The following is a 24,767-nucleotide window of genomic DNA, read 5'->3' on the forward strand; positions in this document are numbered from 1 at the left end:
ATGCCAGCACCCACTCCAGCACCCACTTTTTTGCGGCAGGCCCTGGATCGCTATCCGTTTGCTTCGCGGCGACGGGTGGTGATGGGCAGACAGGGATCCGTGGCCACCAGCCAACCTTTGGCGGCAATGGCGGGCATGGAGATGTTCTGGGCGGGCGGCAATGCTGTGGATGCAGCCGTGGCAATGGCGGTGGCTTTGACGGTGGTGGAGCCAACCTCCAATGGCATTGGCGGCGATGCCTTTGCTCTGGTGTGGGAGGGGGGGGAGGAGGGTCAGCTGTACGGGTTGAATGCTTCCGGTCGCAGCCCAGCCGCCCTGACGCCGGAGCGGTACCGGGACCATGGGCGGATTCCCCCCTACGATTGGTTAGCGGTGACGGTGCCGGGGGCAGTTTCCGCTTGGCAGGCCCTGCACCGGCGCTGGGGAAAGCTGCCGTTCGAGCGTCTGTTTGTGCCTGCCCTTCGTCTGGCGCAAGAGGGATTTCCGGTCTCTCCCCGGGTGGCCCAACTGTGGCAGGCGGCGGAGTCCATCTATTTGCCCCTGCCAGATCCCCGCCACGACGCCTTCAAGGCCGTTTTCTTTCCCCAAGGGCGTGCCCCACGGGCTGGAGAGCGCTGGAGCAGCCCCCTACATGCTCAAACCCTAGAAGAGATTGCCCGTAGCGGTGGGGAGAGTTTTTACCGAGGGGAGCTGGCGGAGAAGTTGCTGGCTTTCTCGGAGGCCACGGGCGGCTTCCTGTCCCCCGCTGACTTGGCCCAGCACCAGGCCGATTGGGTGGAACCCATCCATACAGATTACCGCGGCTACACCGTCTGGGAGATCCCCCCCAACGGGCAGGGCATTGCCGCTTTGATGGCGCTCAACCTTTTGGAGGGTTTTGAGCTGGGTCGGATCTCCTACGATGCCGGCGAGCGCTATCACCTGCAGATTGAGGCAATGAAGCTGGCCTTTGCCGATGTGAGCCGACAGGTGGCGGATCCGGAGTATGTGCGGGTCAGTCCTGCCCAGATGCTGGATAAGGCTTATGCACAGCGGCGGCGGCAGTTGATCGGGAGGGAGGCGATCCCCCTGGCCCAGCCAGGGCTGCCGGAGGGGGGAACGGTTTACCTGGCTGCAGCTGATGGTGAGTTGATGGTGTCTTTGATTCAGTCGAATTTCGATGGCTTCGGCAGTGGTCTGCTGGTTCCGGGCACGGGCATTGCTCTCCACAACCGCGGCACGGGTTTCACCCTGGAGCCCGGCCATCCCAACCAGGTGGGCCCCCGCAAGCGCCCCTACCACACGATCATCCCCGCTTTTCTATCCAGAGAAGGGATCCCCCTCGGCCCTTTTGGTGTCATGGGGGGGGCAATGCAGCCCCAAGGCCATGTGCAGGTGGTGGTGAATTTGGTGGATTACGGCCTGAACCCCCAGGCGGCTCTGGATGCGCCCCGCTGGCGAGTGCTGTGGGATCAGGGGATCCCGCAGGTGGCGCTGGAGAGCACGGTGCCGCCCCAGGTGGTGCGCGAACTCTCCGCCCGCGGCCATGCAGTGCAGGTGGTGGACGCAGAAGAGGATTGCGGTCTTTTTGGCGGGGGACAGATCCTCTTGCGGGATGGGGATCACTTCATTGCGGCTTCCGAACCCCGTGCCGATGGCCTAGCCCTGGCGTGGTAGAGTGCCTAGCTCATCACCATGCCACCATCGATGGCAAAAACCTGTCCCGTGATGTAGGCCGCCGCCGGATCTGCCGCCAAAAAACGCACCAGCCCCGCCACCTCTGCCGGGGATCCCAGTCGCCCCAGGGGGATCTGGGCCAGGATGGGGCCGGGATCCAGCTTCTCGGTCATCTGGGTGGTGATAAAGCCGGGGGCGACGGCGTTGACGGTGATGTTGCGGCTGGCCAGCTCGCGGGCTGCCGTCTTGGTCAGGCCCACCACCCCTGCTTTGGCGGCGCTGTAGTTGGCCTGGCCGGGATTGCCCACCAGGCCCACCACCGAGGTGATGTTGATGATGCGCCCCTGCCGCTGCTTGACCATGATCTTGGCGGCCGCCTTCAGACACAGAAAGACGCCGGTGAGATTGAGATCCAGCACCGCCTGCCAGTCTTCCGGCTTCATGCGCAGCAGCAAGGTGTCGCGGGCCATGCCGGCATTGTTCACCAGCACGTCCACCCGGCCCCAGCGCCCCATCACCTGCTCGAAGAGTTGTTCCACCGCCTGCGGCTGGGAGACATCGGCGGCCACAGCCATCCCTTCGCCCCCCAGGGCGGCGATCTCCTGCAGCAGCGACTCGGCCTCGGCGGCGGAGCGAGCGTAGTTGACGACCACCTTGGCGCCAATCGCCCCCAAGTGAAGGGCAATGGCCCGGCCAATGCCCCGGCTGGCTCCGGTGACCACCGCCACCTGGTTATGGAGCGAGGGCAAGGGGAGAAGTTCAGACATAGGCAGCAGCTTCCCGCTTATTTCTACCGCCGCAACAGTATAGGATGCTTTGGCCTTGTCTGGGGCGGGGAGACTCCCCCCTATGGCCGTTCCAACAGCGATGAGACCGCCTGTCGCCTCGATCCCAAACTCCCCTCTCCTCTTGGGAGAGGGGCTGGGGGTGAGGGCTAGCTCCTCTTGGGAGAGGGGCCGCGGCTGGTCGCATCAGCAGCGCGGAGCGTTTGAGCAACTGGCTGGGGAGACCCCCTCGCGTCAGCGGGCCGCAGGCCCCAACGGTAGGTGCTGTCGCTGCTCGCGCAAGCGGAACGGTGTTCCCTAAGCGCTGACGCCAGGAGGATCCTTGCCCTCTGGGGAGAAACCAGTAAGCTGGGCCAGATTAAGATCGATGGCTAGGCCTAGCCGAGGAACCGTCCATGCAAGTGGAGTTTCGCGAGTGCGATCCGGGAAATCTCTGGATCTGGTTTGAGTTTGCGGAGCCGCCGGTTCCAGCGGAGCTGGAGTACCTCAAGGAGGTGCTGGAATCCTGGTATGTGCTGGGCAAGCTGGGGGGATTCAACGCCGAGCGCCTGGTGGCCCAAGAGGCGGAGGTGGATCTGAGCTATTTGGAGTACCCCAGCGACTCAGCTCCCTTGACCTCCCTGATGCACAACATGGGATCCTTGGAAGAAAAGGGCAACTGGGCCCGCTGCTGGTTTGACCTGGGCACGGCCGATGCCTTGGCGCTGGATGTGCTGATCAACGCCCTGCGCACCCTCAGCCTCGAGTACATTAACCTCAGCCGCGTCATCATCGGCGGGCAGAACGAGGACTGGCCAACACCGGATCCCGAGGAGACCGATGTCTATGATGATCTCAACGGCTACCTGCGGGATCATTGGGGGGAAGAGGGAGAGCTGGAATAGCTCCTACTCCAGGTAGCCCAGCTCTTGCATCCGCCGCACCAAGTCTGTGTTGCTTTCCATGTCAACTCGGCGAGGAGCGGTGCTGGGCCGGCGCGATTCTGCCCACTCCAACCACTGCCTCAGCCCTTGCCGCAGGCGGTCTAGCCAAGCCTGGGGGAAAGGGATCCCGGCCGCCAGCAAGTCCTGCAGTTCCGCCGGATCCTGCTCCAGGTTGTAGAGGCTGGGGCGATCTCCGGTTTGGATCAGCTTGGTCACCCCTTCGTAGAGAGCGCGGCGGGTGTCGTAACAGGCGCGCGCCTGCAGCAGGTTGTCGTTGCGGTTTTCCATGGCGCGCAGGAGAATCTGGGGCGGGAAGGCTTCGCTGAGCACCACTCCCTGCTCCGGATCCTCGCCGGCCAGGGTGCGGCTCAGGCTGAGGCGGGCGATCTCGCGGCGAAGCTGGAGGCTGACGCGGGGGGCGCCGTTGGCTAGAGAAAGGCTGGGGCGGAAGCCGGCTGCTTCCAAGAGAGTATGGAAGAGGCGGCGGGTGGAAACGGGGGTGGCCACGCGCTTTCCTGCTGGAAAGTAGCCGGGGTAGTGCAGGATCAGGGGGACGCGGATCAGCTCTTCGTAAACCACAAAGGCGTGGCCGACAAAGTCGTGTTCCCCTAAGCCTTCGCCGTGATCGGCGACGATGGCCACCAGGGTGTTCTGCTCTAGGCCGGTGTGGCGCAGGGTCTCGAAGACGGATCCCAGCAGGTGATCCTGGTAGGCCACCTCGGCATCGTAGATGTCCCTGAGCACCTGGGCCTGCAGCGGGGAAAGCGGCTGGGGCAGGGGCGCCATCCAGCGGTAGGGCTGGGCGTTATACTCCCGCAAAAAGTCGCGCGCCTCGCGGTTGGTCTTGAAGTAGGGAGCATATTTCTGCACAAAGGGCTCCGGGGGCCAGTAGGGCAGGTGGGGCTCCATCAGGTTGACAAAGCAAAAGAAGGGCGGCGCTTGCCCATCCAACTGGCGGCGGGCCATCTGCTGCAAGTAACCGTTGAGGTCAGCAATGGAGGCAGCCGTGTTGCCCTTGAAGTTCATCAGCCGGGTCCAGAGGGAGGCAAACCAGGGGTGCAGCGCCAGTTGGAAGAGAGTATCAGAGCGGGCAAAGGCGTTTTGCACCGGGTAGGAGAGGCGGCGCCAAAACTGGGTGTAGGCGGCCAGCCAGCGGTTGAGGGGGGTGGGCAAGGGATTGCCTTCGGGGGGGCGGGTGGGCAGGGCCCCGCCGTAGTTGTAGAAGGTGTCAAAGCCGCGCCGCAGTCCGTTTTTCAGGATCCCGACCAGGGGGTTGTTGCAAAAGCCCACGGTGGTGTAGCCGCCCAGTTTCAACAGCTCCGCCAGGGTGGGCAGGGCGGGGCTCAGCTCCAGGTCTGCCTGGACAGTCTGGTGGGTGCTGGGATATTCCCCCGTAAACAGGGAGGCGTGGGAGGGGATCGTCCACTGGGCGGGGGCGATGGCCCGCTCGAAGAGGGTGGATTCTGCCGCCAGCCGATCCAGGTTGGGGCTGGTGGGCACCTGGCGGGCCCGCTCTTCCTCTGACCAGTAGCAGGAAAGGCGATCCGCCCGTTGGGTATCGAGCACGATCAACAGAATGTTGGGGCGTTCCCCCAAGGCGGCCTCTGCCATTGCTGAACTCCTCACCACAACCCACCCAACACGGTTCTTAAACTATCTTGACATGCTCCTGTCGGCCCTTTGTCGCCGGCTCCTAGGGCAAAGTGAGCTGGGTTTGGCTGTTGCCCTGGATCCGGGCGGTGTTGGCCTGCCAGTCTAGGATGCCGCTGTCGCCGCTCACGGTCAGGGCTTGTCCGGGCTGGCGGTAGCGCACATTGCCCAGGGCCTGCAGTTGGGTGGAGCCGATGCGCCAGCGGATCTCTTGGGCCTGCAACTCTTGGCCGGTTTGCAGGGACTCCGTCCCGCCAACGCGAACGGCTTTGGCTTTCACGTTGCCCAGCAGGCGCAGCTCGGTTAGGGGCAGCGGAGCCCGCAACTGCTCGCCGCTGAGGCGCACCCTTTGCTGGGGGGCATCCACCTCGACTGCTCCCAGCGCCTGCACCTCGCCGGCGCCAAATTCCCACAAGAAACGGCGGGCGGCCAGCTCCAGCTCCGGATCCCGATACTTGGCCCGCACCGGTTGGCTCGGATCCCGATTCTCCAGTTGCATCTGGGCTTGGCCAAAGTCGATGCGCAAGCGATCCCCCTCCAGAGATCCCCGGCCGTCCAACAGCTCCACCTGCACCTGGCCCTCGGCTTCGAGGAGGCGCTGTTCCGGCAACCACTGCAGCCGCTCTGCCTGCAGGCGCAGGTTGTCCCGCTCCGATTCCACCTCCACCTGGCCCGTCAGTTCCAGCCGCCGCTCGCCGGGGTAGGCGGATCCCCGCTCGGCCCGGACGCGAATGGCGCGATCCTCTGCGTCGAAAAACTCTCCCTCGATAGACTGCAAATGGGCGGATCCCAACTGCACGGGAGTGGTGCCATTTTCTGGGGGGGACTCGTATTCGGCCAGGCGAGCCTGGAGGCGCCAGAGCAGGCCACCATCGGGTTTGGCCTGGGTGAGGGTGATGTCTTCGTAGATCAACTGGGGGGTGGAGATGGGTGCGGAAGGAGCCTCGGGATCCCTGGCCGGGGGTGGCTCCGGCCCACCACAGGCAGCGCTCAGCAGGGCCAAAACCACTAGCCAACCTAGGATCCGAGAAGAACTGGGCTGCATGGCTCTCTCTCTTGCGCGCTTTCTCCTACCCTAGCTTTACCCTGCCGCTGGGCCGGATGGGATCCCGCTGTGGCATCATCAGGGCAGGGTATTGCGGGGGCAGGTGTGACCCAACTGTTGCAACTGTTCATCTACGGCCTCGTCCTGGGCAGCATCTATGCTTTGGGGGCGATTGGGGTGTCTCTCACGTTTGGCATTTTGCGCTTTGCCAACTTTGCCCACGGGGATCTGATGACCTTGGGGGCCTACTTTGCCCTGACGTTTGTCGGCTGGGGTTGGCCGCTAGAGGTGAGCTGGATCCCGGCGGCCTTGGCGACAGCACTGTGTGCGGTGGGGATCGACCAACTGGTCTATCGCCGCCTGCGCCGGGAAGCGCCGGTGATTTTGCTGATCTCTTCTTTTGGCACGGCCCTGATCTTGCGCAGCTTGGTGCAGATTCTCTGGGGGCCCAACAACCAGGTGTACCGCAGCGGCATCCAGTTGCCCTGGCAGTTTTGGGGGCTGCGCGTCAAACCGGATTGGGTAGCGATTCTGGTGGGAACGGCGCTGTTGGTGGTGGCGCTGCACCTGTTTTTGCAGCACACGCGGGTGGGGAAAGCCATGCGGGCCATGGCCGACAATTTTGACTTGGCCAAGGTGACCGGCATCGATACGGAGCGGATCATTCTCTGGACTTGGGCCATTGGCGCCGCCTTGGCCTGTGTGGCGGGCATCTTCCTGGGCCTGGATACGCGGCTGCACCCCACCATGGGCTGGCGGCTGCTGTTGCCCGTTTTCGCTGCAGCCATCCTCGGCGGCATTGGTCGCCCTTACGGGGCCATCGCCGGGGGGCTGGTGATTGGCCTGGCGGAGGAGTTTTCTACTTTGGTGCTCAGCCCAGCCTACAAGACGGGGGTGGCCTTTGCCATTCTGGTGCTGTTGCTGATCTTGCGGCCCACAGGGCTGTTGGGAGGACGGGCCTGATGTTGAGCTACGCCATTTTCTTTTTGGTTTTGGTGGGGATCTACGGCGTGCTGGTGCTGGGCCTCAATATCCAGTGGGGCTACGCCGGCATGTTCAACATTGGGGTGGGGGCCTTTTTTGCTGTGGGGGCCTACGCCAGCGCCATTGCCACGACGCCGCCCACCCCTGAGCACCTGGGCGGGTTCGATCTGCCGTTCTGGGTGGGCTTTGCCATGGCGGTGGTCGCCGCCGGGGCGATCGCCTTCTTGATCGGCTTGATCACCCTCAAGCTGCGCTCCGACTACTTGGCCATCGCCACCATCGGCATTGCCGAGATCATCAGCCAAATCCTGAAAAACGAGGGCTGGCTGACCAACGGCGTGCGTGGCATCACCCGCATTCCGCGGCCCTTTCGCGGCTGGATCCCAGGACAGGATACGCTGCTGTACTTGGGCTTGGTGCTGCTGGTCTTGGCGGTGGTTTACTGGCTGAGCGAGCGGGCCTATCGCTCTCCTTGGGGACGGGTGCTGCGGGCTATCCGCGAGGACGAGCCGGCAGCCCTAGCCGCTGGCAAAGATGTGCTCCAGTTTCGTTTGCAGGCATTTGTCCTGGGATCCATGCTCATGGGGCTGGCGGGGGCGCTCTATGCCCATTTTGTCAACTTCATCAGCCCGGAAGCCTTCCAGCCGGAGTTTGCCACCTTCATCGTCTGGGTGATGTTGATTGCCGGGGGCAGCGGCAACAACCGCGGCGCCCTGCTGGGGGCGCTGGTGATTTGGGGCGTGTGGTCGGGCAGCGAATGGTTGACCAACCGTCTGCCGCCCCAATGGGCCACCCGGGCCGGCCCCTTGCGCATTTTGTTGATCGGGATCTTGCTGCAGGTGATTCTTCTCACGCGCTCCCAAGGGCTGTTGCCAGAACGTCCGCCCAAGCCTGTTGTGGCTACTTCCGTTTCGTCTAAGCAGAACCCAGCAGGATAGGATGGGGTCGGCTGCAGCCGTTGTTGACGTGTTTGAGACAACCCAGACCTCTGCCACCATGACTCCGCGCCCCCAGGAAACGGACTCTCCCTTGTCGCCCCACAACCCCGACGCGACAGGCTGCCATCCCGATGCCGGACAGCCCGGGATCCCGACTGCGCCCATCCAGGAGGGCTATGCCGTGCCGGAGCAGTATTTCAACCGCGAGCTGAGCTGGATCGAGTTCAACGCCCGAGTGTTGCACGAGGCTCTGGACGAGCGCACTCCCCTGTTGGAGCGGCTGAAGTTTCTGGCCATCTTCGAGAGCAACCTGGACGAATTCTTCATGGTGCGAGTGGCGGTGATTCGCCGTCAGTTGGAGACGGGTGTGTTGGTGCTGACTCCAGATGGCCTCACACCGCAGCAGCAGTTGCGGCAGATCTCCAATCGCCTGCGCCCCCTGATTCAAAAGTTACACGAGTGTTTTCGGCAGGAACTGGTGCCTAAGCTGGCGGAACAGGGCATTCACATCCGCGATTTTTCCGAGCTGGCCGAACCGGAGCGGCAGGAGCTGCGGGAGTATTTCGACCGCCGCCTGTTTCCCGTGCTCACCCCCTTGGCGGTGGATCCGGGCCATCCTTTTCCCTATATCTCCAACCTCAGCCTCAGCTTGGCGGTGGTGGTGCGGGATCCGGAGACCGGCAAGGAACACTTTGCCCGCGTCAAGGTGCCCAACACCCTGCCCCGCTTTGTGCCGCTGCGGGACGGGGTGAGCTTCGTGCCGCTGGATCAGGTGATCGCCCATCACCTGGAGGCCCTGTTCGTGGGCATGGAAGTGCTGGAGTACTACCCCTTCCGCATCACTCGCGACGCCGATCTGGAGATCCAAGAGGACGAGGCCGACGATCTGCTGGCAGCCATTCAAGAAGAGCTGCGCAAACGGCGCTTTGGCTCGGTGGTGCGCATGGAGATCGCCAAGTCGATGCCCTCTGCCATTCGCCAACGGCTGTGCGAAGAGCTGCATCTGGATGCCGACTCCGTTTACGAGGTGGATGGGCTCCTCAACATGGGGGGGCTGATGGCGTTTCTCAACCTCAACCGCCCTGATTTAAAAGATCCCCCTTGGGGGCCCGTCACCCCTCCCCGCTTGCGTACTGCCTCGGTCAGCGATGAGCCGGTGGATATCTTCTCCGTCATCCGGGAAGGGGATCTGCTGGTGCACCACCCCTACGATTCCTTTGCTGCCAGTGTGGAACGGTTTTTGGAGGAGGCGGCCAACGATCCCCAGGTGCTCACCATCAAGCAAACCCTCTACCGCACCTCCGGCGACTCCTCGGTGGTGGGATCCCTCATCCAGGCTGCCGAGAACGGCAAGCAGGTGGCCGCCCTGGTGGAACTCAAAGCCCGTTTCGACGAAGAAAACAACATCCTCTGGGCCAAGAAGCTGGAAAAAGCTGGGGTGCACGTGGCCTACGGCCTGCCGGGGCTGAAGATCCACTGCAAACTGGCGCTGGTGGTGCGGGAAGAGGGGGGATCCCTGCGCCGCTATGTCCACATCGGCACCGGCAACTACAACCCCAAGACCGCCCGCATCTACACTGACTTGGGCCTGTTTACCTGCGATGAGACTCTCTGTAACGATGTAACAGAATTGTTTAACCTGCTGACGGGCTATTCGCGGCAACGGCACTTCCGCAAGCTGCTGGTGGCCCCTCGCACCCTGCGCCAGGGGATGGAAGCCTTGATCCGGAGAGAGATGCGCCATGCCCAAGCCGGCCAGCGGGGACGCATCATCGTCAAGGTCAACTCCCTCACCGACCCGCGCATGATCCAAGTGCTCTACGAGGCCAGCCAGGCAGGGGTGGAGATCGACCTCATTGTGCGTGGCATGTGCTGCCTGAAGCCAGGGATCCCGGGCCTGAGCGAGCGCATCCGTGTCATCAGCATCATCGGGCGCTTCTTGGAGCACTCCCGCATCTTCTACTTCTACAACGGCGGCCAGGAAGAGTACTTCATCGGCAGCGCCGACTACATGACCCGCAACCTGGATCGCCGCGTCGAGGTGGTAACCCCTGTAGAGGATCCCCTGTTGCAGCAAGAGCTGAAGGCGATCTTGGAGATCTGTCTGACGGATAACCGGCAAGCTTGGGAATTGCGTCCCGATGGCACCTACGTACAGCGACAGCCCAAGCCGGGAGAGCCGGTACGCTCCACCCACCAACGCCTGATGGAGCGGGCCGCCAGCCGCCTTTAGCCCTCACCCCCGGTCCCCTCTCCCTCTGGGAAGTTGGCTTAGGAGCGAGGGGTTTGGGCAGCTTCGGCCTCTTGCTCGCCCAGGGCGATCACCTGCTCGGTGGCCTGCAGCGAAGACTGCAAGCTCTCCAACTTTTGTCGGCTGGAGCGGTTCAGCCCCGCCTCAATGCCGTTCACCAAGAGCTGATCCAGAGAGAACCAACCGCCGCCATTGACGGCAAAGGCCAAGAAGATGGCCGCGTAGATGGCCGATAGCTCCAGGTAAGGAATGCTGAAGCCGGCCACCTTGATGTGGTGAAACATGGCCACCGCCATCGTGGCCACCAGGCTCAATGCGGCGGGCCGCGTGAACAGGCCCAGGGCCACCAGGGGAGCTGCGATCAGTTCAGTGTAGGCGGCTACATAGGAGAAAAAGATGGGGAACGGCAAGCCGATCACTTCCACATAGGCCGCCGCAAACCCTTCGATATCGGCCAGCTTGTCGAGGCCGTTGTGAATCATGAATAGCCCCGCCACCACCCGCAAGACGGTCCACCCCAACTGGGACCACCGCGGAGGAACGCTGTCGTGACGCAAAACCGAGACGAGCAGCACGGGAAACTGCTGAGTGAGTGCCATGAGATGCAACCTGCAATGCAAAGATGCTAACTATTGTAACGATTCTAAATTTCTGTAACAAGACCAGGGCGGGATCCCCTGTCCTTCGGAGGCCGGATCGTCGGCCATTGGGTTGGGGGTGGGCGCAGCAACAGAGGGGATCCCTGCCCCCGCAGCGTCGCTTGGACAAGATGCGCCCGAGCCGTTCTCGAGTGCCTATCCTTGTGAAGTGTTGGCGCAATTCTTCTGGCAGACGATCCCTGTCTTTAGCTAATCCGCCGTTCGCGCTAGCGGGACGTAGTCCTGGAAGCCCCGCTCTGTACCCCCCTATATCCCAGCCCCCCAGCCCCCCAGTCCCCCCGTATACGGGGGGATATAGGGGGGCGGGGGGATATAGGGGGCGGGCCGGTCAGAGTCGGGATGAGAGGCGGGAGCGTTCAACAGGTACAATGCATTCATCATGAGAACCGCTTACCAGTACCGCTTGCGGCCCACTGCTAGCCAAGTCGCCCTGATGGGTGAGTGGCTGGAGCTGCTGCGTAAGCAGTACAACTATCGCTTGGCAGAACGGTTCAACGGGTGGGAGCAAAATCGCTTTCCCTCAGATGAAGCAGGACTGTATCCGGGGAAAGTTTATCCATCTGCCCAAGATTGGGCCGGTCAAGCTCATCCAACACCGTCCTTTGCCGGACGGCTTCGTGATTAAAACGGCCACCATCACCCGCAAGGTGGATGGGTGGTACTTCACCTTGAGCCTGCAGGATCCGTCTGTCCCGGAATGGAGCCCTGACCCCCCAACGTGGGAAAACACGATGGGGATAACCTGGGGCTAAGCTCTTTCTTGGTCACCGATGAGGGTGAGGTTATCGAGGTTCCTCAGTATTACCGTAAAGCGCAAAAGCCCCTCAAGCGGCTGCAACGGTCTGTATCGCGCAAGCAGAAGGGGTCAAACCGCTACCAGAAAGCGGTCAAGAGGTTGAGCAAGGCGCATCAGAAAGTAGCCAACCAGCGCCGGGATTTTCACCACAAAGTTGCTCATCAGCTTTTGCAAGACATATAGCCCATGAGGCGCTGAACATCAAAGGTCTGGCAAGGACAAGGTTGGCCAAATCTATCCATGACGCCGGTTGGGGTGAGTTCCTGCAAATCTTGGCAGCCAAGGCTGAAAGAGCTGGGCTGTTGACGATTGCAGGGGATCCAAATGGCACGAGTCAAGAGCGCTCGGGGTGTGGTCGAGATGTGCCCAAAAAGCTGCATGAGCGGTGGCACGATTGTCCGCACTGTGGGCTGAGTATTGGCAGGGATCACAACTCGGCGAGGGTCATCAAATCCAGAGCGGTGGGGCGTCCCGTTCTTCAAGCTCAGGAAATGTCCTGCTATCGGGCAGGAGTCACTGGGAAGCCTGCACTCTATGCGTCAGCATGGGTGCGGGAGTACGTCACGGAGAAAAGCAGGCCATGATGCGCATTTCTATTCAGCCGGAGAGCGGGATCCCTGGCTCAGTCCAGCTCTTCAACTTGCTCTGTTTTGGCATTGCCTGCGGGCAATTTCCTCCCGGCTGTCGCCTGCCCAGCACCCGTCAGTTGGCCATGCAGACGGGCCTGCATCGCAACACCATCCACAAGGTTTACCACCAACTGGAGGCCATGGGCCTGGTGGAAACTCGCGCCGCCTCCGGCATTTACGTGAGCGGCACTGCTCGCCAGGCGGTTAACCGTTCTCGCGGTCTCAGCAAGAACCTGGATCGATCCAAACAGGCGCTGGAGCAGGTGCGTCAGGGCATCGATCAGCTTCAGCAGCAAGGCTTTTCTCTGGAGCAGGTGCGGGATCTGCTGCTGGCCGAGATCGACTGGCGGCTGCGCTGCAGTGCTCAGGTGCTGGTGTGCGTGCCCCGCCGAGACTTGGGCACAGGACAACTCATGGCTCAACAAATCCAACAGACTTTGGGCATCCGGGTCCAGTTGGTGCTGTTGGAAGACCTGGCCGCCGTGCTGGATCAGATCCATTCCGGCACTGTGGTGACGCTGCACTATTTTCTCAGCGCTGTCGAGGCCATTGCCCAGCCGCGGGGGGCCCGTGTGCTCCCGGTGGAGGTGTCGGATTACGCCCGCGAAATTGCCCTGATCCGCCAATTGCCTTCCCACGCTTGTCTGGGGCTGGTGAGCATCAGCACTGCCCTACTAGAAGTTGCCGAGGTGATCGTCCAAAGCTTGCGAGCAGACCTGCTGGTGCTGACAGCGGTGATTTCCGATACGGAACGGGTGGGATCCCTGATTCGCCGCGCCCACACCCTCATCTGCGACGAGGCCAGCTACTCTACCCTGCGCGCTCTGGTGCGCCAAGCCCGATCCGACCTGATCCGCACGCCCAACCTGGTCTGTGCTTCCCCTCACATCGGAGAAGCAGCCATGGCCAAGCTGCAACAGGAATTGGGCGGGATCCCATGAGCAGCAAGGGCGAGAAAACTCCTTTTGTTGCAAGCAAGCCATTTCGCGGATGACGGGCTGTGCAATGTCGTGCTTAAGTGGAAATACGGTAAAAAACCATCCTGATTTGATTCATCACTAATCAGTCTTTACACGTATGGTGATCCTCGACTACGCCTCCGCCGACCACGACCATGTGGCGGTGACAAAGGAAGGGTTTTGGGAGGCCATCCGCTTTCAGGATTATTTCTACGCTTTTAACCGCAGCTTTGCTCGGCTGCAGGACGCTATCGCCAGTTGCCGCCGCGAGATGGATCGCGGCTCCTTGATCAGCATTGTGGTGGTGCGCCCTCCTAGGTTTGAGGTGTGGTCGCGGGTGGGATCGGAAGTGCCGGTTTTGCCGAAGCAACTGTTGCAGGGGGGTTCTTCTCAGCCAGCGGCACCGTCTCCCTCCCCCCGCAGGCGAGTCTTCTGGCGCTTCTGGGAGCGAGCTGCTGAGGTCTCTAGGGTCGATGCCGAGCTGCCTTCAGCGCGATCCCTCTTCTACCGGGGCGCTCGGCCTTACAACGCTCTACAGGCCTAAGCCGGAGTAGAGTTGCGGCTCGGATTTCCCGCTGAGGGGGCAGGAGGGCTTCAAGTGCAAATTCACGTCCTCCTCTTCCAGCAGTAGGGGCACCCGCTCGGCCACTTCCAGGCCAAATCCCTTCAGGCCGCTGATGTGGCGAGAGGTATTGCTGATCAGGCGCATCTTCCGCACCCCCACATCGCGTAGGATCTGGGCGCCAATGCCGTAATCCCGCAGATCCATCGCTGCTGGCGGCGCAGTTTCAGCTAGCCCCAGATCTTGGCGAGCATAGGACTTGATTTGCTCGATAAGGCTGAGCTCTTGCCGGCGCAGGTACACCAGCACCCCCTGGCCCTGGTGGTCGATCATCTTCAGGGCGGCGGTCAATTGGCGGCGACAGTCGCAGCGCAGGGATCCCAGCGCATCCCCCAGGGGGCATTCCACATGCACCCGCACCAGGACGGGCTTGGCGGCAAATTGGGTCGGATCCCCCTTCACCAGCGCCAGGTGTTCTACCTGGTTAAGGGTGTCGCGGTAGCCGTAGACCTGAAACTGGCCAAACTCCGTCGGCAAAGTGGCGATAGCCCCCCGGTGCACCAGCCGTTCGGTGCGCAGGCGGTACTCGATCAGATGGGCGATGGTGATAATTTTCAAATTGTGCTGACGGGCAAATTCGATCAACTGGGGCAGGCGGGCCATCGAGCCATCCGGGTTTTGGATCTCGCAGATCACCCCTGCCGGGTACAGCCCGGCCAACATGGCCAGATCCACTGCCGCTTCCGTGTGGCCGGCCCGTTTGAGCACCCCGCCCTCCCGCGCCCGCAGCGGAAAGACATGCCCAGGGCGGCGCAGATCTTCCGGTCGGGTATGGGGATGGATGGCCGCCTGGATGGTGCGAGCGCGGTCGGCAGCGGAAATGCCTGTAGAAACCCCTAACTCTGGCCCGGCATCAATGCTGACGGTAAAAGCTGTCTGGTTGCTGTCGGTGTTTTGCCCCACCATCAGCGGGATCTTCAGCTCGTCGAGGCGGGATCCCTGCATGGCTAGACAGATAAGGCCCCGCCCATAGGTGGCCATGAAGTTGATCACCTCTGGCGTGGCAAACTGGGCAGCACAGATCAGATCCCCTTCATTTTCCCGGTTTTCGTCATCGACCACGATGACCATGCGACCACACTTGAGGTCCTCCAGGGCTTCGGGGATGGAGTGAAAGATGGTTTCTGTCTCTGCCGGCAAAGTGGCACTCATGGAAAAGGGGAGGCGAAAAAGGGAGAGGAACCCTCGAAGATCTATGCTAGAGCAGGACAAAGGGCAGGAGAGAAGCCGAAACAGACAGCCGCCCTTGACCGCACTGCTACTGGGCTGGCTTCCGCGCAGCGGCAGGCCGCTTGTGCCTTCAACTGCAGGGCAAGGGACAGCCAGGGCTTTGAACTAGTACTTGGGAATGGAGGGATCGTAAGCCTCAGCCCAGGCCAGGATCCCCCCGCGCAGGTTTTTCCCTTGGATCCCGGCTGCTTGCAGAATCTTCAAGGCCTTGGCCGAGCGCACCCCGCTCTTGCAGTGGACGATTAGCTCCGAGCCGTTGAGGAGTTTTCGCACCTGCTCCACCCCATCGCCGTTTTCGATTTGCGGCAACGGGATCAGGTGAGCGCCAGGGATCCGGCCGATCTCCCACTCGTTGGGGTTGCGCACATCGACCAACACAAAGTCTTGGCCAGCATCCATCCGCGCCTTCAGCTCAGCCACGCTGATCTCGGGGATCTCCGCTTGGCTGGCTTGTTCTGTGGCTTGCGGGATCCCACAGAACTGCTCGTAGTCGATGAGCTGGGTGATGGGGGGAGTGGCGGGGTTTTTGCGCAGCTTCAGCTCGCGGAAGCTCATTTTTAGAGCATCGTAAAGCAGCAGCCGCCCGCTCAGGGTCGTGCCGATGCCCAGCAGGATTTTCACCGTCTCGGTGGCCTGGATCAGGCCGATGATGCCGGGCAGGATCCCCAGCACGCCCCCCTCGGCACAGGAGGGAACCAGCCCCGGTGGCGGTGGCTCGGGGTAGAGATCGCGGTAGTTGGGCCCATCCTCGTAGTTGAAAACCGTCGCCTGCCCCTCGAAGCGGAAGATCGAGCCGTAGACATTGGGCTTGCCCGTCAGCACACAGGCATCGTTGACCAGGTAGCGGGTGGGGAAGTTGTCGGTGCCATCCACGATCACGTCGTAGTTGGCAAACAGCTCCAGGGCATTGTGGGCCTTCAGAGCGGTGTTGTAAACGTCCACCTGGCAATAGGGGTTGATCTCCAGGATGCGGTTTTTGGCCGATTCCACCTTGGGCTTGCCCACCCAGGAGGTGCCGTGGATCACCTGCCGCTGCAGGTTCGACACATCCACCACATCGAAATCGACGATGCCGATCCGCCCCACACCGGCTGCCGCCAAATACAGCAACAGGGGCGAGCCCAGCCCGCCGGTGCCAATGCACAGCACCTTGCCCGCTTTCAGCCGCTTCTGCCCTTCCAGGCCCACCTCTGGCAGGATAAGGTGGCGAGAAAAGCGCTCCATCTCCTCGCGGGAGAGGCTGACTTGGCTGGTGTCCAGGTTCAACATGGTCAACGCCCTCCGGCAATAGCAGGAACGATGCTGATGACGGCTTGTTCTCCCACCGGCGTGTTGTCGCCTTGGGCCAACGTGCGCACGTCCTCGTCATTGAGGTAAACGTTGACGAAATTGCGCAACTTGCCGTCTTCTGTGTAGAGGTGGCGCTTTAGCTCGCCATAGCGGGCGATCAGGTTGCTCATCACTTCGCCGACATTGCTGCCCTCGATCTCGACAGCTTCCAGGTTGTCGGTGTAGGGACGCAAGGGGGAGGGAATCAAGACTTTGGTTGCCATGGGAGTTCGGGGAAGGGTTCTAGCGATCTGGTTGATCTACACCTTGAGGTTCTGAGCTGAACTATTCCAAGTGTCACCTCATCAAGTTCAGAGTACCGCTTTTTCCGACAACCCTCACCCCAGTCATTGCCCACCAGGGATCCCAAAGCTTCTCAGCCATAAGCCTCATTTTTGGAAGGAAGGTTGGCGGGAAAACAGCAGTCAGCTTCTCTAGCCAGCCCGAGCCACAAGCGAGGGCAGAGATTTGTCTTCCCAAATCTGCATCGGCTCCCGTTGGGGCTGCTCCTGCTCATCCAAAACCCAACTGGCCACCTCCTCTGCTTTGCCCTCGCGCACGCTGACGATCACACAGGAAAAGCCCCAGGGAAAAGCGTGCTGGCGATCGAACTCGGAGGGAACAGCCGCGTGGTTGGGGTGGGAATGGTAGGTGCCCAGGATCCCCAGGCCTTTGCGCACGGCATGGTCGTTGGCCCGCTTGAAATCCGCCGGGTCGATCAAGAAGCGGCGGCGGCTGGATTCGCCGTCTGCCAAGGGGTTTTCGGCTTGATCCCAGGTGTTGGCCACCGCCCAGAGTTCATGGACGATTTTGTCCGCTCCCTTGAGCTCGCCGATCAAAATGCCGCAGCCCTCGTAGGGAAAGGCTTGCTCGCCATGCTGGCGGATGGCGCGGAGGTGCTCTGCCGAGAGGTGAAGGGCCATGAATCTCACCTTTGCCGATGGAGTTACCGTTCTTTCATTTTGACACAGAGGGATAGCTTGGTAGCCCCGTACTTTGGTGCGGGCAGAGCTCTGGGCTGATGAGCTGGGGAACTGCGCAGAGTCCCCAGCGCTCCGGGGAAACAGCTATGCCGTTGCCTTGGCGTTTAACCAGCCGGTCGGCAGGGGGAGTGTCGAAGGTTGACTGGGGATGGGATCCCTTCTTTCGCCGCCGGTTTTCCTTTGGCATGAGTGGGAGTCTGAACAGATTTGGATCCGGCGAACTAACCGAGCACATCAGGGTGAGGATCCGGCAGCGGAGAGGCAAGCGGGGAATAGTGGGGGCAGCCCTGGCAGGGCCCTCGCGGGTTGACGGCACAGCGCAACCAGGTCGACTGGGCGCTGAAAATACAGGAGGGATCCCCCAGCGGCTGGCCGAATTCACCGGCCCGTTGGCGGCGCAGCAGCACCACTTGTCGCCGCCAATCCTGCAAAAAGCGGCTGTAGGCGCGTTCCCGCCAGCGACGCTTGGCCGCATGTTCCGAGACGTAGGCAGTGAGGTTATCCAACATGAAGCAGTCACCCAGAGAGTAAGGCCAACAGGCTGGGGGTCGCGTTGGATCAGCCTAGATCCTCAGGATGGCACACTCTGGTAGGAGAGGGAAAAATTGCAGAAGAATTGCAAACGCTCCCTATCTTACTTGGGATGAAGAACCGCTTTGCCAACCGGAGGGCAGAGCGGCAGCATGGGCAAGGTGATTGGCTTTGAGCCGAAAAACTAGCGGAGCAAGCTGCTGGCTAGTGGGCAGGGGGATAAGCCGCCTATGATGGTATAGTAGAGGCTGGCTCCGACTTATAGCGAAGTGGCAGCGAGCCTACGGGGAAAGAAGTAAGTCGCCAGGGGATCCCTGCAGGCTTGCTTTCGAGGCAGGAGTTGAGGTTGTGATGACGGATGCCTCTGGGTCAGAACGATTGAAGCGAACCAAGGATATTTCTGAGAGTACACCGCCTTCATCTCTTCCGGATCACCTGATCCGGGCTACGGCGGCGGAGGGCAAGATTCGGGTGGTGGGCTTGGTGTCCACCCAGGCAGTCCAGGAAGCGCGGGAGCGGCACAAGCTCTCCTATGTGGCGACAGTGGCGCTGGGGCGGGCTATGAGTGCAGCCCTGTTGCTGGCGGCCAACCTGAAGCGACGCCAGGCGCGGATCAACCTGCAACTGAAGGGAAATGGCCCCTTGGGCGGCATCTACGTAGATGCCGGCATGGACGGCACGGTACGCGGCTATGTGAGCAACCCTGCCATTGAACTTCCTCTCACCCCTGAGAGCAAGTTGGATGTGGGTCAGGCCGTTGGGCGTTACGGCTACCTCCATGTGCTGCGGGACTTGGGCTACGGCCAGCCTTACACCAGTGCTGTGGAACTGGTTTCGGGAGAGGTGGGAGATGATATCAGCTACTACCTCTCCTCCTCGGAGCAGATCCCTTCGGCAGTTCTTTTGGGGGTGAACCTCGATTCCCAGCGGGTGCGCGCCGCCGGTGGAGTGCTGATGCAGCTCATGCCGGGAGCGCCAGCCAGTCTGATCCCGGAGATGGAGGCCCGTTTGGCCAAAGTAGAGGAATTCAGCCCAATGCTGGCCTACGGCGGCGGTTTGCGGGAGCTGTTGCAAATTTGCCTGGGCGACTTGGATCTCAAGATCGCGCCGGAGGTGCGCACCATCCGCTTCTATTGCCAGTGCAATTCCGACCGGGTGAAGGGGGCGCTGCGCATGTTGGGGCGGGACGAGCTCATCGACATGATCCGCACCGATAAGGGAGCAGAGGCGGTTTGCCAGTTCTGCAACGAGGTCTACCGCATCTCAGAGGATGAGCTGCGCTCGATTGTGGCGGAGATGTCGGCAAACCCATAGCACCCCGTGATGGCAGAATAATCGCCAGGTACGGGATCCCTGCTCTCCTATGTCCTCTGAGCCTGCTGCCCCTGAGCTCTCGGTTGTCATCCCCTGCAAAAATGAGGCGGACAACCTGGAACATTTGTTCGAGCGCCTGCGCCTAACCTTGGATCCGTTGGGGATCCCCTACGAGATCATCTGTGTCAACGACGGCAGCGAGGACGACACGCTGGAAAAGCTGATCGCTTTCCATCGTCAGGATCCCCGCATCAAGGTGGTGAACCTCTCCCGCGGTTTTGGCAAGGAAATTGCCCTCACCGCCGGCTTGGACTACGCTGCGGGCAGAGCCGTTGTGCCCATCGACGCCGACCTGCAGGATCCCCCGGAGTTGATCCCGGAGATGCTGCAGCAGTGGCGGCAGGGGTATCAGGTGGTGTATGCGGTGCGCCGCAGCCGCCGGGGAGAGAGCTGGCTCAAGCGCTTGACGGCCAACGGGTTTTATTGGGTCATCGACCAGCTCAGCCAGGTGCGGATCCCGCGCAATACCGGGGACTTTCGGCTATTGGATCGGCAGGTGGTGGACGCCATCAGGCAACTGCGGGAGCGCACCCGCTTTATGAAAGGGATCTTTGCCTGGGTGGGCTATCGTCAGGTGGCCATTTTTTACGACCGCGCCCCCCGTTTTCGCGGCAAAAGCCAGTGGAACTACTGGCGGTTGTGGAACCTGGCCATAGAAGGCATTACCTCTTTTAGCTCTTGGCCGTTGCGGGTGTGGAGCTATCTGGGCTTGGGGATTTCCGTGCTGGCTTTGCTGTACGGCCTTTTTCTGATCATCCGCACTTTGCTGTTTGGCTCTGATGTGCCCGGCTACGCCTCTTTGGCGGTGATGACCTTGTTTTTGGGCGGGATCCAGTTGATCAGCCTGGGCGTAATTGGAGAGTATCTGGGCCGCGTTTTTGAAGAGGTGAAAGGCCGGCCACTGTACCTAGTCCAAGGCGCCTTTGGGTTCGAGACCTCAGGACATTCGCCTTCTCCAGGATCCTATCCTGTTTGCAGCTCGGGCTCGCTGCCCACTCAAAAGCCGGGATGAAAAGCTCTTATGCTCTTATTCCCACCTCATTTTTCTGGGTTCTGCGTCCGGCATATTCTTGGTACTCGCGCACAAAGATCTCCTGCATCTCTTTCTGGGAAAGCTGGATTCCTTGGATTTCGGCGCGGGCGATGGCCTTCATCAGCTCAATATAGGCCAGGCCAAGGGAAAGGGTCAGGGTAGCGGCTGTGGTGGATTGGATGATGCCGCCTGCCAGGGATCCCACGCCGGGGATCAGCTTCAGCAGGTTCGAGACAATGGCCCGCCCGGTCACCACTGCGCCCCCAACGCCTGCCAAAGCCGCCATCAAAGAGTAATAAAAAGAAGGGGAAGCTTTGTAGCCGAAGATAAAGCTGATATTGGCAATCATGCCAATCTGAGCAGCCACCAACAGAGGGGCATCGGCAAAAGGAAGGGGGGTTGCCCCAATAAAGGCCGCGCTGGCCACATAGCCCGATACATACTTAAAAGCAGCATCGGCTTTGAGATCTACCCGCAGCAATTGCTGGCGGATAAAGGCAAGGCGAGCCACTTCCGGCAGCAGCTCCAAGGTGCAGCCGATCAGATGCTCCAGCCCGTGGGCGGGGATGGTGAGTTGCCGGTTAATGACCTTGTCCTTAGCCAAAAGAGGAACAATGTAGCGAACAGGGAGATTTTGGCGCTGCAAATACTGGAAAAACTCGCTCTCTTCCGGATTGGGGTATTCCAGGCATTGAGTTAAAACCAAGATGACCGGCACATCTTTGAGTTCCAGTTCCCTCAGCCACCTGCGCTCGGTTTCCTCCAGCCGCTTCAGCTCGTGGTGGATGCAATACCAAACAATGTGAATGTGATGTTCAGGATCCTTGAGGCGCAGCTCGTCGATTAGTTGGGCCACCTCGAGGCGGATCTGAGTATTCTGCTCGCCGGCCAACTCCATGCCAGGCGTATCGTAGATGGTGATCGGGCAACCTTGCTTGGAATATTGGCGAATGTGGCGGGTGACGGGGCTGCCGACGCCGGTGCGGGCCAGCTCATCTTTAAACACCGCGTTGACCAAAGTGCTCTTGCCCACCCCGCTTTTGCCGATCACCAGGACGTTGCAATGGCCCATTTCGGCCTCCGCTTCCAGCAGGCTCTGTTTGAACAGGTGGCGTTTGAACAGGTGGCCGGCCGAATCTTCTAGATCTCCCTGTTGCCCCCGAGCTCGCGCAACCGTTTGATGGGTTAGGCGAATCAGTTTTTCTATCCAGGAGCGGCTTTCCGGCTCCGTTTGAGACATGCTCCATCCCCAAGTACGGGATCAACTGGGCTAACGCTCCCAGTCTAGTGTAAATCGCGAAGGGATGCGACTCCTCCCTGACCGGCCCACCGGTTCTGCTACAACCAGCACTTTATTGAGAGCTGTTCACAAGAAGCGCCGAGTTGGACTATGCTGGGGTGGGGACAGCCCCAAGATCTCCTGGATCGACTCAATCAAGTAGACTGGGTAGATAGCTGTGTCCTCTTTACCTTGGAGAACCTTGCCCTATGTCTGAAACCGCAACCTTGCGCCAGGCCTTCAACAGCGTGCGCAACAACCCTGTCTCCCTCGGCCTGGAGGTGACCCAGCCGATCTGCGAGGGGATGAACGCCCTTCTGGCCAGCTTCCAAGGGTTGTACTTGCAATACCAGAAGCATCACTTCGTAGTGGAGGGCACCGAGTTCTACCCGCTGCACCAGTTATTCAAGGATCACTACGAGCAGGTGAGGGAACATGTTCACGACCTGGGAGAACGCCTTGAAGGTCTAGGGGGTGTGCCGGTAGCCACCTTTGCCACCTTGGCTCGCCTCTGCTGCTTTACCCCTGAGCCGGATGGCGCTTTTGAGGCGCGGCAAATGCTGAAGAACGATCTGGCCGCGGAGCAGGCCATCATTGATCTGCTGCGGCGTCAGGCCGCTCAAGCGGAAAGCCTAGGGGATCGCGCCACCCGCTACCTCTACGAGCAGATCTTGCTGAAGACGGAAGACCGGGCCTTCCACCTCAGCCACTTCCTGGCCAACGACAGCCTGGTGTTTGGCTTGATGGACGGCAGAGCCTAGTCGGGATCCAGGGCAGGCCCGTCAGGTCGGCGAGCCTGCTACCCTCTCTGCGCTGGCTTTTGTTTTTCTTGTAAGCATTTATTGAGAACTACTCTCCCTAGTAGCTTTCCAGGTCTACTCTTATTGATGAGGCGTTGCTTCTGGCCATGAACTTTGTATCTTCTGGGAGCGGCTATTGTTTGCAGATCCCCTTGGGGGAGCGCTGGCGCATTGGGCGGCGGCTGGTGGAGTTGGGGATCCCAGCGGTTTGTACGGGAGAGGGTCATTTGCAGGTGCAGGTGGACACGCCTTTGGCTCTGGTGCAGGTGCGCAGCGTGATCCGCCAATACACGGCGCGGCGGCGGGAGTTATTGGACAGCCTAGAGATATGTTGGCAGCTCAACGCTGGGGGACAAGATGAGCAAGTTGGCTAAGCAAAGGATCCCGTTTGAGGCAGAGGGCCAGTTCCTGGGATTTCTTCCCGATAAGGATGGCAAGCTCAAGTACTTGCGCTGGCAGGCCGGGGCAGAAGTGTTTGCTGGCAAGATCCCCAAGCCGCTGCGTTCTGAGCTCTACCGCAGCCTCAAACCCGGAGATAGGCTTCAGATCGCCGGGGAGCGGGAGGTGGATCCATTCAAGGGGCGAGAGAAATGGGTGCTCTGCCGCGTGGTTCCTGTCCAGGCTTCCCCCAAGGCCGCTCCCGGAGCGGAGGAAGGGAGGAAAGGCGTTGTCTTGGTCTGTCAGAAGTCTGATTGCTGTCGGCGGGGGGCGATGGCGGTGATGCAGGCTCTGCAGGCCCACTTGGCGGCCTACCCGGAGACCATCCGGGTGCAGGGAGTGGGCTGCATGAAAGATTGCAAACGGGGGCCCAACGTGGTGTTCCTGCCCGACAAGGCTCGCTACAGCAGCGTTTCTCCGCAAGGGATCCCGGCTTTGTTGCAGCGGCACTTTCCGCTGGCAGACCCAGTTCCTTCTCCTTGAGCGGCAACGTCGCCTGCTGCTAAGGGATCTAATCCTGGACGCAGACAACCTGCTGGGTTTGGGCAGACCGCTCGGCGGCCTCGGCCACAGCTAGGGCGTGGAGTATCTTCTCCGGATCCACGTAGAGAGGGCTGCCGCAGCGCAGGTGAGCCAGCACCATGCGGGTATCTTGCTCAAACAGGCCGTGGCGAGATCCGGTCTCCAGGGGATGGGCGCTGCCAGGGCGCAACAGGGTCGCCTCTTCGCCGTTGATCAGCAGGCCCCCCCGCTGGCCATGGAACTCCAATAGGCGCTGGGAGCACCACAGGGAGTCCCCTTTGCCATAGGTCAACACCGCCAGCAGCCCACTGGCAAAACTTAGGTGGGCTGTGCAGTAGCAACTGCTGTAGCGGTGGGGCAAGTCTGGACCGTCGTAGCGCAGTTGACAGCTCACCCGCTCTACCTTTCCCAACAAGTCCACCAGGCGGTGGATGCGGGAGACAGCCCCTGTGAGGGGGAAGCCAAACTGGTCGGGCCGATAAGTCCAGCGGTCGGGGGCAGGGTGGGCGGCAGTGAGGGTAATGTAGCGAACGGCAAACAACTTGCCCAGCCCTGCCAGCTCCCGTCTCAGCAACTGGTGAACGCCGCTGAGGAGCTCTATGTGCTCTACGTGCAACAGCAACTGCCGTTCCGCTGCCAATTGCACCAGGGAGCGAGCTTCGGCAACGCTCAGGGCCAGGGGATATTCCACAACGGTGTGGATCCCGGCCTCCAGGGCGGCACGGGCGATGGCCGCATGATCCCGATTGATGGTGCTAACAAACACCAAATCCAGCGGCTGCTCGCAGAACAGGGAAGACCAGTCGGAATAGGCCGCCGCCCCAAACTCGGCGGCAAAAGCAGCACTTCGCTCAGGGGTTCGGCCAGCAACTGCCACAATCTGCACCTGCCCATCTTTGCGCAAGGCTTCTGCCCGTGAGCGAGCTGCATAGCCAGTGCCAATGATCCCCACCCGCAAGGCCTGTTTCCTTCCCCTGCTTGTCTCTTTCTGTAGCATTACACAAAAGGATAGCTTGGTAGCCCCGTACTTGGGTGCGAGGCGGAAAAGCCCTTGAGCCACTTTAGTTGCTTCTTTTAGTACAGAGCTTCTCCAGGAAAACGACCTACTGCGGTGCAAAACCCGCGCGGCAATAACTAACCTGGAGGAACTTAAGTCCGAAGTAAGCAGAACTTTGAGGTTATGCCTCAAGGGACTGTCTAGGGGCGTCTTGACAGCGCCTTTGCGAGTCCATTTTGGGCTGCGTAAGAATCCCCTGGGTGGGAGTGTCAAAGAAGAGATCCCTTCCACCACCGCCCCAGGGATCTCCCTTTCTCCAGCTTGTTGGGGAAAATCCCTGGCTCCAGCCCTCTC

26 protein-coding genes and 1 pseudogene are annotated in these 24,767 nt (G+C 61.0%); 16 read left to right on the forward strand and 11 right to left on the reverse strand.

The genetic code is table 11. From position 1 onward, the window contains the following. Positions 1-1,656, forward strand: coding sequence for a gamma-glutamyltransferase family protein (locus SYN65AY6A5_RS12880; protein WP_099884705.1), 1,656 nt, complete (start codon positions 1-3; stop codon positions 1,654-1,656). Positions 1,657-1,661: 5 nt separating this feature from the next. Here the strand turns inward: SYN65AY6A5_RS12880 and fabG are convergent, their stop codons facing one another. After that, a complete protein-coding gene (fabG, locus tag SYN65AY6A5_RS12885; protein ID WP_228375524.1) occupies positions 1,662-2,405 on the reverse strand; it encodes a 3-oxoacyl-[acyl-carrier-protein] reductase in 744 nt (247 codons plus the stop codon). 431 nt (positions 2,406-2,836) lie between these two features. Between fabG and SYN65AY6A5_RS12890 the strand changes: the two genes are divergently transcribed. After that, positions 2,837-3,325: a DUF3531 family protein gene (locus tag SYN65AY6A5_RS12890; protein ID WP_011431276.1), complete on the forward strand. Its 489-nt coding sequence runs from the start codon at positions 2,837-2,839 to the stop codon at positions 3,323-3,325. Positions 3,326-3,328: 3 nt separating this feature from the next. On the opposite strand, the gene SYN65AY6A5_RS12895 is transcribed toward SYN65AY6A5_RS12890, so the two are convergent. Together SYN65AY6A5_RS12895 and lptC are read right to left on the reverse strand one after the other, a co-directional pair. Next, a complete protein-coding gene (locus tag SYN65AY6A5_RS12895; RefSeq protein ID WP_099884707.1) occupies positions 3,329-4,975 on the reverse strand; it encodes a sulfatase in 1,647 nt (548 codons plus the stop codon). 82 nt (positions 4,976-5,057) lie between these two features. Then, a complete protein-coding gene (gene lptC, locus SYN65AY6A5_RS12900; protein ID WP_011431274.1) occupies positions 5,058-6,059 on the reverse strand; it encodes an LPS export ABC transporter periplasmic protein LptC in 1,002 nt (333 codons plus the stop codon). Positions 6,060-6,164: 105 nt separating this feature from the next. Here lptC and SYN65AY6A5_RS12905 point away from each other — a divergent pair, with 105 nt between their 5' ends. Genes SYN65AY6A5_RS12905 through SYN65AY6A5_RS12915 form a run of 3 tightly spaced genes read left to right on the forward strand, consistent with a single transcriptional unit; the run spans position 6,165 to position 10,214 of the window. Beyond that, a complete protein-coding gene (locus SYN65AY6A5_RS12905) occupies positions 6,165-7,022 on the forward strand; it encodes a branched-chain amino acid ABC transporter permease (RefSeq protein WP_011431273.1) in 858 nt (285 codons plus the stop codon). After that, on the forward strand, positions 7,022-7,981 hold the full coding sequence (locus SYN65AY6A5_RS12910) for a branched-chain amino acid ABC transporter permease (RefSeq protein ID WP_011431272.1): 960 nt from the start codon (positions 7,022-7,024) through the stop codon (positions 7,979-7,981). Before SYN65AY6A5_RS12905 ends, SYN65AY6A5_RS12910 begins: the two co-directional genes overlap by 1 nt. Before the next feature lies 1 nt (position 7,982). Beyond that, a complete protein-coding gene (locus tag SYN65AY6A5_RS12915; RefSeq protein WP_240527815.1) occupies positions 7,983-10,214 on the forward strand; it encodes an RNA degradosome polyphosphate kinase in 2,232 nt (743 codons plus the stop codon). Between the two features lie 38 nt (positions 10,215-10,252). On the opposite strand, the gene SYN65AY6A5_RS12920 is transcribed toward SYN65AY6A5_RS12915, so the two are convergent. Continuing rightward, the gene (locus SYN65AY6A5_RS12920) at positions 10,253-10,831 is read right to left on the reverse strand and encodes a DoxX family protein (protein ID WP_041438584.1); all 579 of its coding nucleotides are present in this window, start codon (positions 10,829-10,831) and stop codon (positions 10,253-10,255) included. A gap of 439 nt (positions 10,832-11,270) precedes the next feature. On the opposite strand from SYN65AY6A5_RS12920, the gene SYN65AY6A5_RS14840 reads away from it, so the two are divergent. The 6 genes from SYN65AY6A5_RS14840 to SYN65AY6A5_RS12935 all read left to right on the forward strand — a co-directional run bounded on the left by SYN65AY6A5_RS14840 (position 11,271) and on the right by SYN65AY6A5_RS12935 (position 13,819). Next, complete coding sequence (locus SYN65AY6A5_RS14840) at positions 11,271-11,516, forward strand: helix-turn-helix domain-containing protein (RefSeq protein ID WP_228375326.1); 246 nt, start codon at positions 11,271-11,273, stop codon at positions 11,514-11,516. Next, positions 11,416-11,643 carry a hypothetical protein gene (locus SYN65AY6A5_RS14575; protein ID WP_240531074.1) on the forward strand — a complete coding sequence of 76 codons (228 nt, stop codon included), beginning with the start codon at positions 11,416-11,418 and terminating at the stop codon, positions 11,641-11,643. Before SYN65AY6A5_RS14840 ends, SYN65AY6A5_RS14575 begins: the two co-directional genes overlap by 101 nt. 8 nt (positions 11,644-11,651) lie before the next feature. After that, a complete protein-coding gene (locus tag SYN65AY6A5_RS14580) occupies positions 11,652-11,870 on the forward strand; it encodes a transposase (RefSeq protein ID WP_240527330.1) in 219 nt (72 codons plus the stop codon). A 119-nt stretch (positions 11,871-11,989) separates the two neighbouring features. Continuing rightward, on the forward strand, positions 11,990-12,271 hold the full coding sequence (locus tag SYN65AY6A5_RS14585; RefSeq protein ID WP_240527397.1) for a transposase: 282 nt from the start codon (positions 11,990-11,992) through the stop codon (positions 12,269-12,271). Then, positions 12,268-13,257 carry a GntR family transcriptional regulator gene (locus SYN65AY6A5_RS12930; protein ID WP_041438581.1) on the forward strand — a complete coding sequence of 330 codons (990 nt, stop codon included), beginning with the start codon at positions 12,268-12,270 and terminating at the stop codon, positions 13,255-13,257. Before SYN65AY6A5_RS14585 ends, SYN65AY6A5_RS12930 begins: the two co-directional genes overlap by 4 nt. A gap of 136 nt (positions 13,258-13,393) precedes the next feature. After that, positions 13,394-13,819 (forward strand): hypothetical protein, encoded by a 426-nt coding sequence (locus SYN65AY6A5_RS12935; RefSeq protein WP_011431268.1) that lies wholly within the window; start codon positions 13,394-13,396, stop codon positions 13,817-13,819. Between the two features lie 75 nt (positions 13,820-13,894). Here the strand turns inward: SYN65AY6A5_RS12935 and ribB are convergent. From ribB to SYN65AY6A5_RS12960, 5 genes and pseudogenes are all read right to left on the reverse strand, one after another. After that, positions 13,895-15,016 (reverse strand): annotated as a pseudogene (gene ribB / locus SYN65AY6A5_RS12940) (3,4-dihydroxy-2-butanone-4-phosphate synthase); the annotation flags it as partial. Between the two features lie 216 nt (positions 15,017-15,232). Next, the gene (gene moeB / locus SYN65AY6A5_RS12945; protein WP_011431266.1) at positions 15,233-16,396 is read right to left on the reverse strand and encodes a molybdopterin-synthase adenylyltransferase MoeB; all 1,164 of its coding nucleotides are present in this window, start codon (positions 16,394-16,396) and stop codon (positions 15,233-15,235) included. A 2-nt stretch (positions 16,397-16,398) separates the two neighbouring features. Continuing rightward, positions 16,399-16,680, reverse strand: coding sequence for a MoaD/ThiS family protein (locus tag SYN65AY6A5_RS12950; protein ID WP_011431265.1), 282 nt, complete (start codon positions 16,678-16,680; stop codon positions 16,399-16,401). A gap of 210 nt (positions 16,681-16,890) precedes the next feature. After that, positions 16,891-17,379: a M67 family metallopeptidase gene (locus tag SYN65AY6A5_RS12955; RefSeq protein WP_011431264.1), complete on the reverse strand. Its 489-nt coding sequence runs from the start codon at positions 17,377-17,379 to the stop codon at positions 16,891-16,893. 281 nt (positions 17,380-17,660) lie between these two features. After that, entirely contained in the window at positions 17,661-17,948 is a 288-nt protein-coding gene (locus tag SYN65AY6A5_RS12960) for a DUF6464 family protein (RefSeq protein ID WP_011431263.1), read from the reverse strand. 373 nt (positions 17,949-18,321) lie between these two features. Between SYN65AY6A5_RS12960 and hslO the strand changes: the two genes are divergently transcribed. Both hslO and SYN65AY6A5_RS12970 read left to right on the forward strand, forming a co-directional pair. After that, entirely contained in the window at positions 18,322-19,284 is a 963-nt protein-coding gene (gene hslO / locus SYN65AY6A5_RS12965) for an Hsp33 family molecular chaperone HslO (RefSeq protein WP_011431262.1), read from the forward strand. 49 nt (positions 19,285-19,333) lie between these two features. Next, positions 19,334-20,356: a glycosyltransferase family 2 protein gene (locus SYN65AY6A5_RS12970; protein ID WP_011431261.1), complete on the forward strand. Its 1,023-nt coding sequence runs from the start codon at positions 19,334-19,336 to the stop codon at positions 20,354-20,356. Positions 20,357-20,363: 7 nt separating this feature from the next. On the opposite strand, the gene SYN65AY6A5_RS12975 is transcribed toward SYN65AY6A5_RS12970, so the two are convergent. Further along, positions 20,364-21,617, reverse strand: a complete 1,254-nt coding sequence (locus tag SYN65AY6A5_RS12975) for a GTPase (RefSeq protein WP_011431260.1) — start codon at positions 21,615-21,617, stop codon at positions 20,364-20,366. Between the two features lie 248 nt (positions 21,618-21,865). Here SYN65AY6A5_RS12975 and SYN65AY6A5_RS12980 point away from each other — a divergent pair, with 248 nt between their 5' ends. The 3 genes from SYN65AY6A5_RS12980 to SYN65AY6A5_RS12990 all read left to right on the forward strand — a co-directional run bounded on the left by SYN65AY6A5_RS12980 (position 21,866) and on the right by SYN65AY6A5_RS12990 (position 23,377). Then, positions 21,866-22,417, forward strand: coding sequence for a Dps family protein (locus SYN65AY6A5_RS12980; RefSeq protein ID WP_011431259.1), 552 nt, complete (start codon positions 21,866-21,868; stop codon positions 22,415-22,417). 146 nt (positions 22,418-22,563) lie between these two features. Further along, the gene (locus SYN65AY6A5_RS12985) at positions 22,564-22,830 is read left to right on the forward strand and encodes an Asr1405/Asl0597 family protein (protein WP_041438578.1); all 267 of its coding nucleotides are present in this window, start codon (positions 22,564-22,566) and stop codon (positions 22,828-22,830) included. Continuing rightward, positions 22,814-23,377 carry a (2Fe-2S) ferredoxin domain-containing protein gene (locus tag SYN65AY6A5_RS12990; RefSeq protein ID WP_168174267.1) on the forward strand — a complete coding sequence of 188 codons (564 nt, stop codon included), beginning with the start codon at positions 22,814-22,816 and terminating at the stop codon, positions 23,375-23,377. The genes SYN65AY6A5_RS12985 and SYN65AY6A5_RS12990 overlap by 17 nt, the downstream gene beginning before the upstream one ends. 28 nt (positions 23,378-23,405) lie before the next feature. Here the strand turns inward: SYN65AY6A5_RS12990 and SYN65AY6A5_RS12995 are convergent, their stop codons facing one another. Next, a complete protein-coding gene (locus tag SYN65AY6A5_RS12995) occupies positions 23,406-24,368 on the reverse strand; it encodes a Gfo/Idh/MocA family oxidoreductase (RefSeq protein WP_240531073.1) in 963 nt (320 codons plus the stop codon). Positions 24,369-24,767: the final 399 nt, after the last annotated feature.

It is taken from the genome of Synechococcus sp. 65AY6A5, from assembly GCF_002760415.1.
Classification (GTDB): domain Bacteria; phylum Cyanobacteriota; class Cyanobacteriia; order Thermostichales; family Thermostichaceae; genus Thermostichus.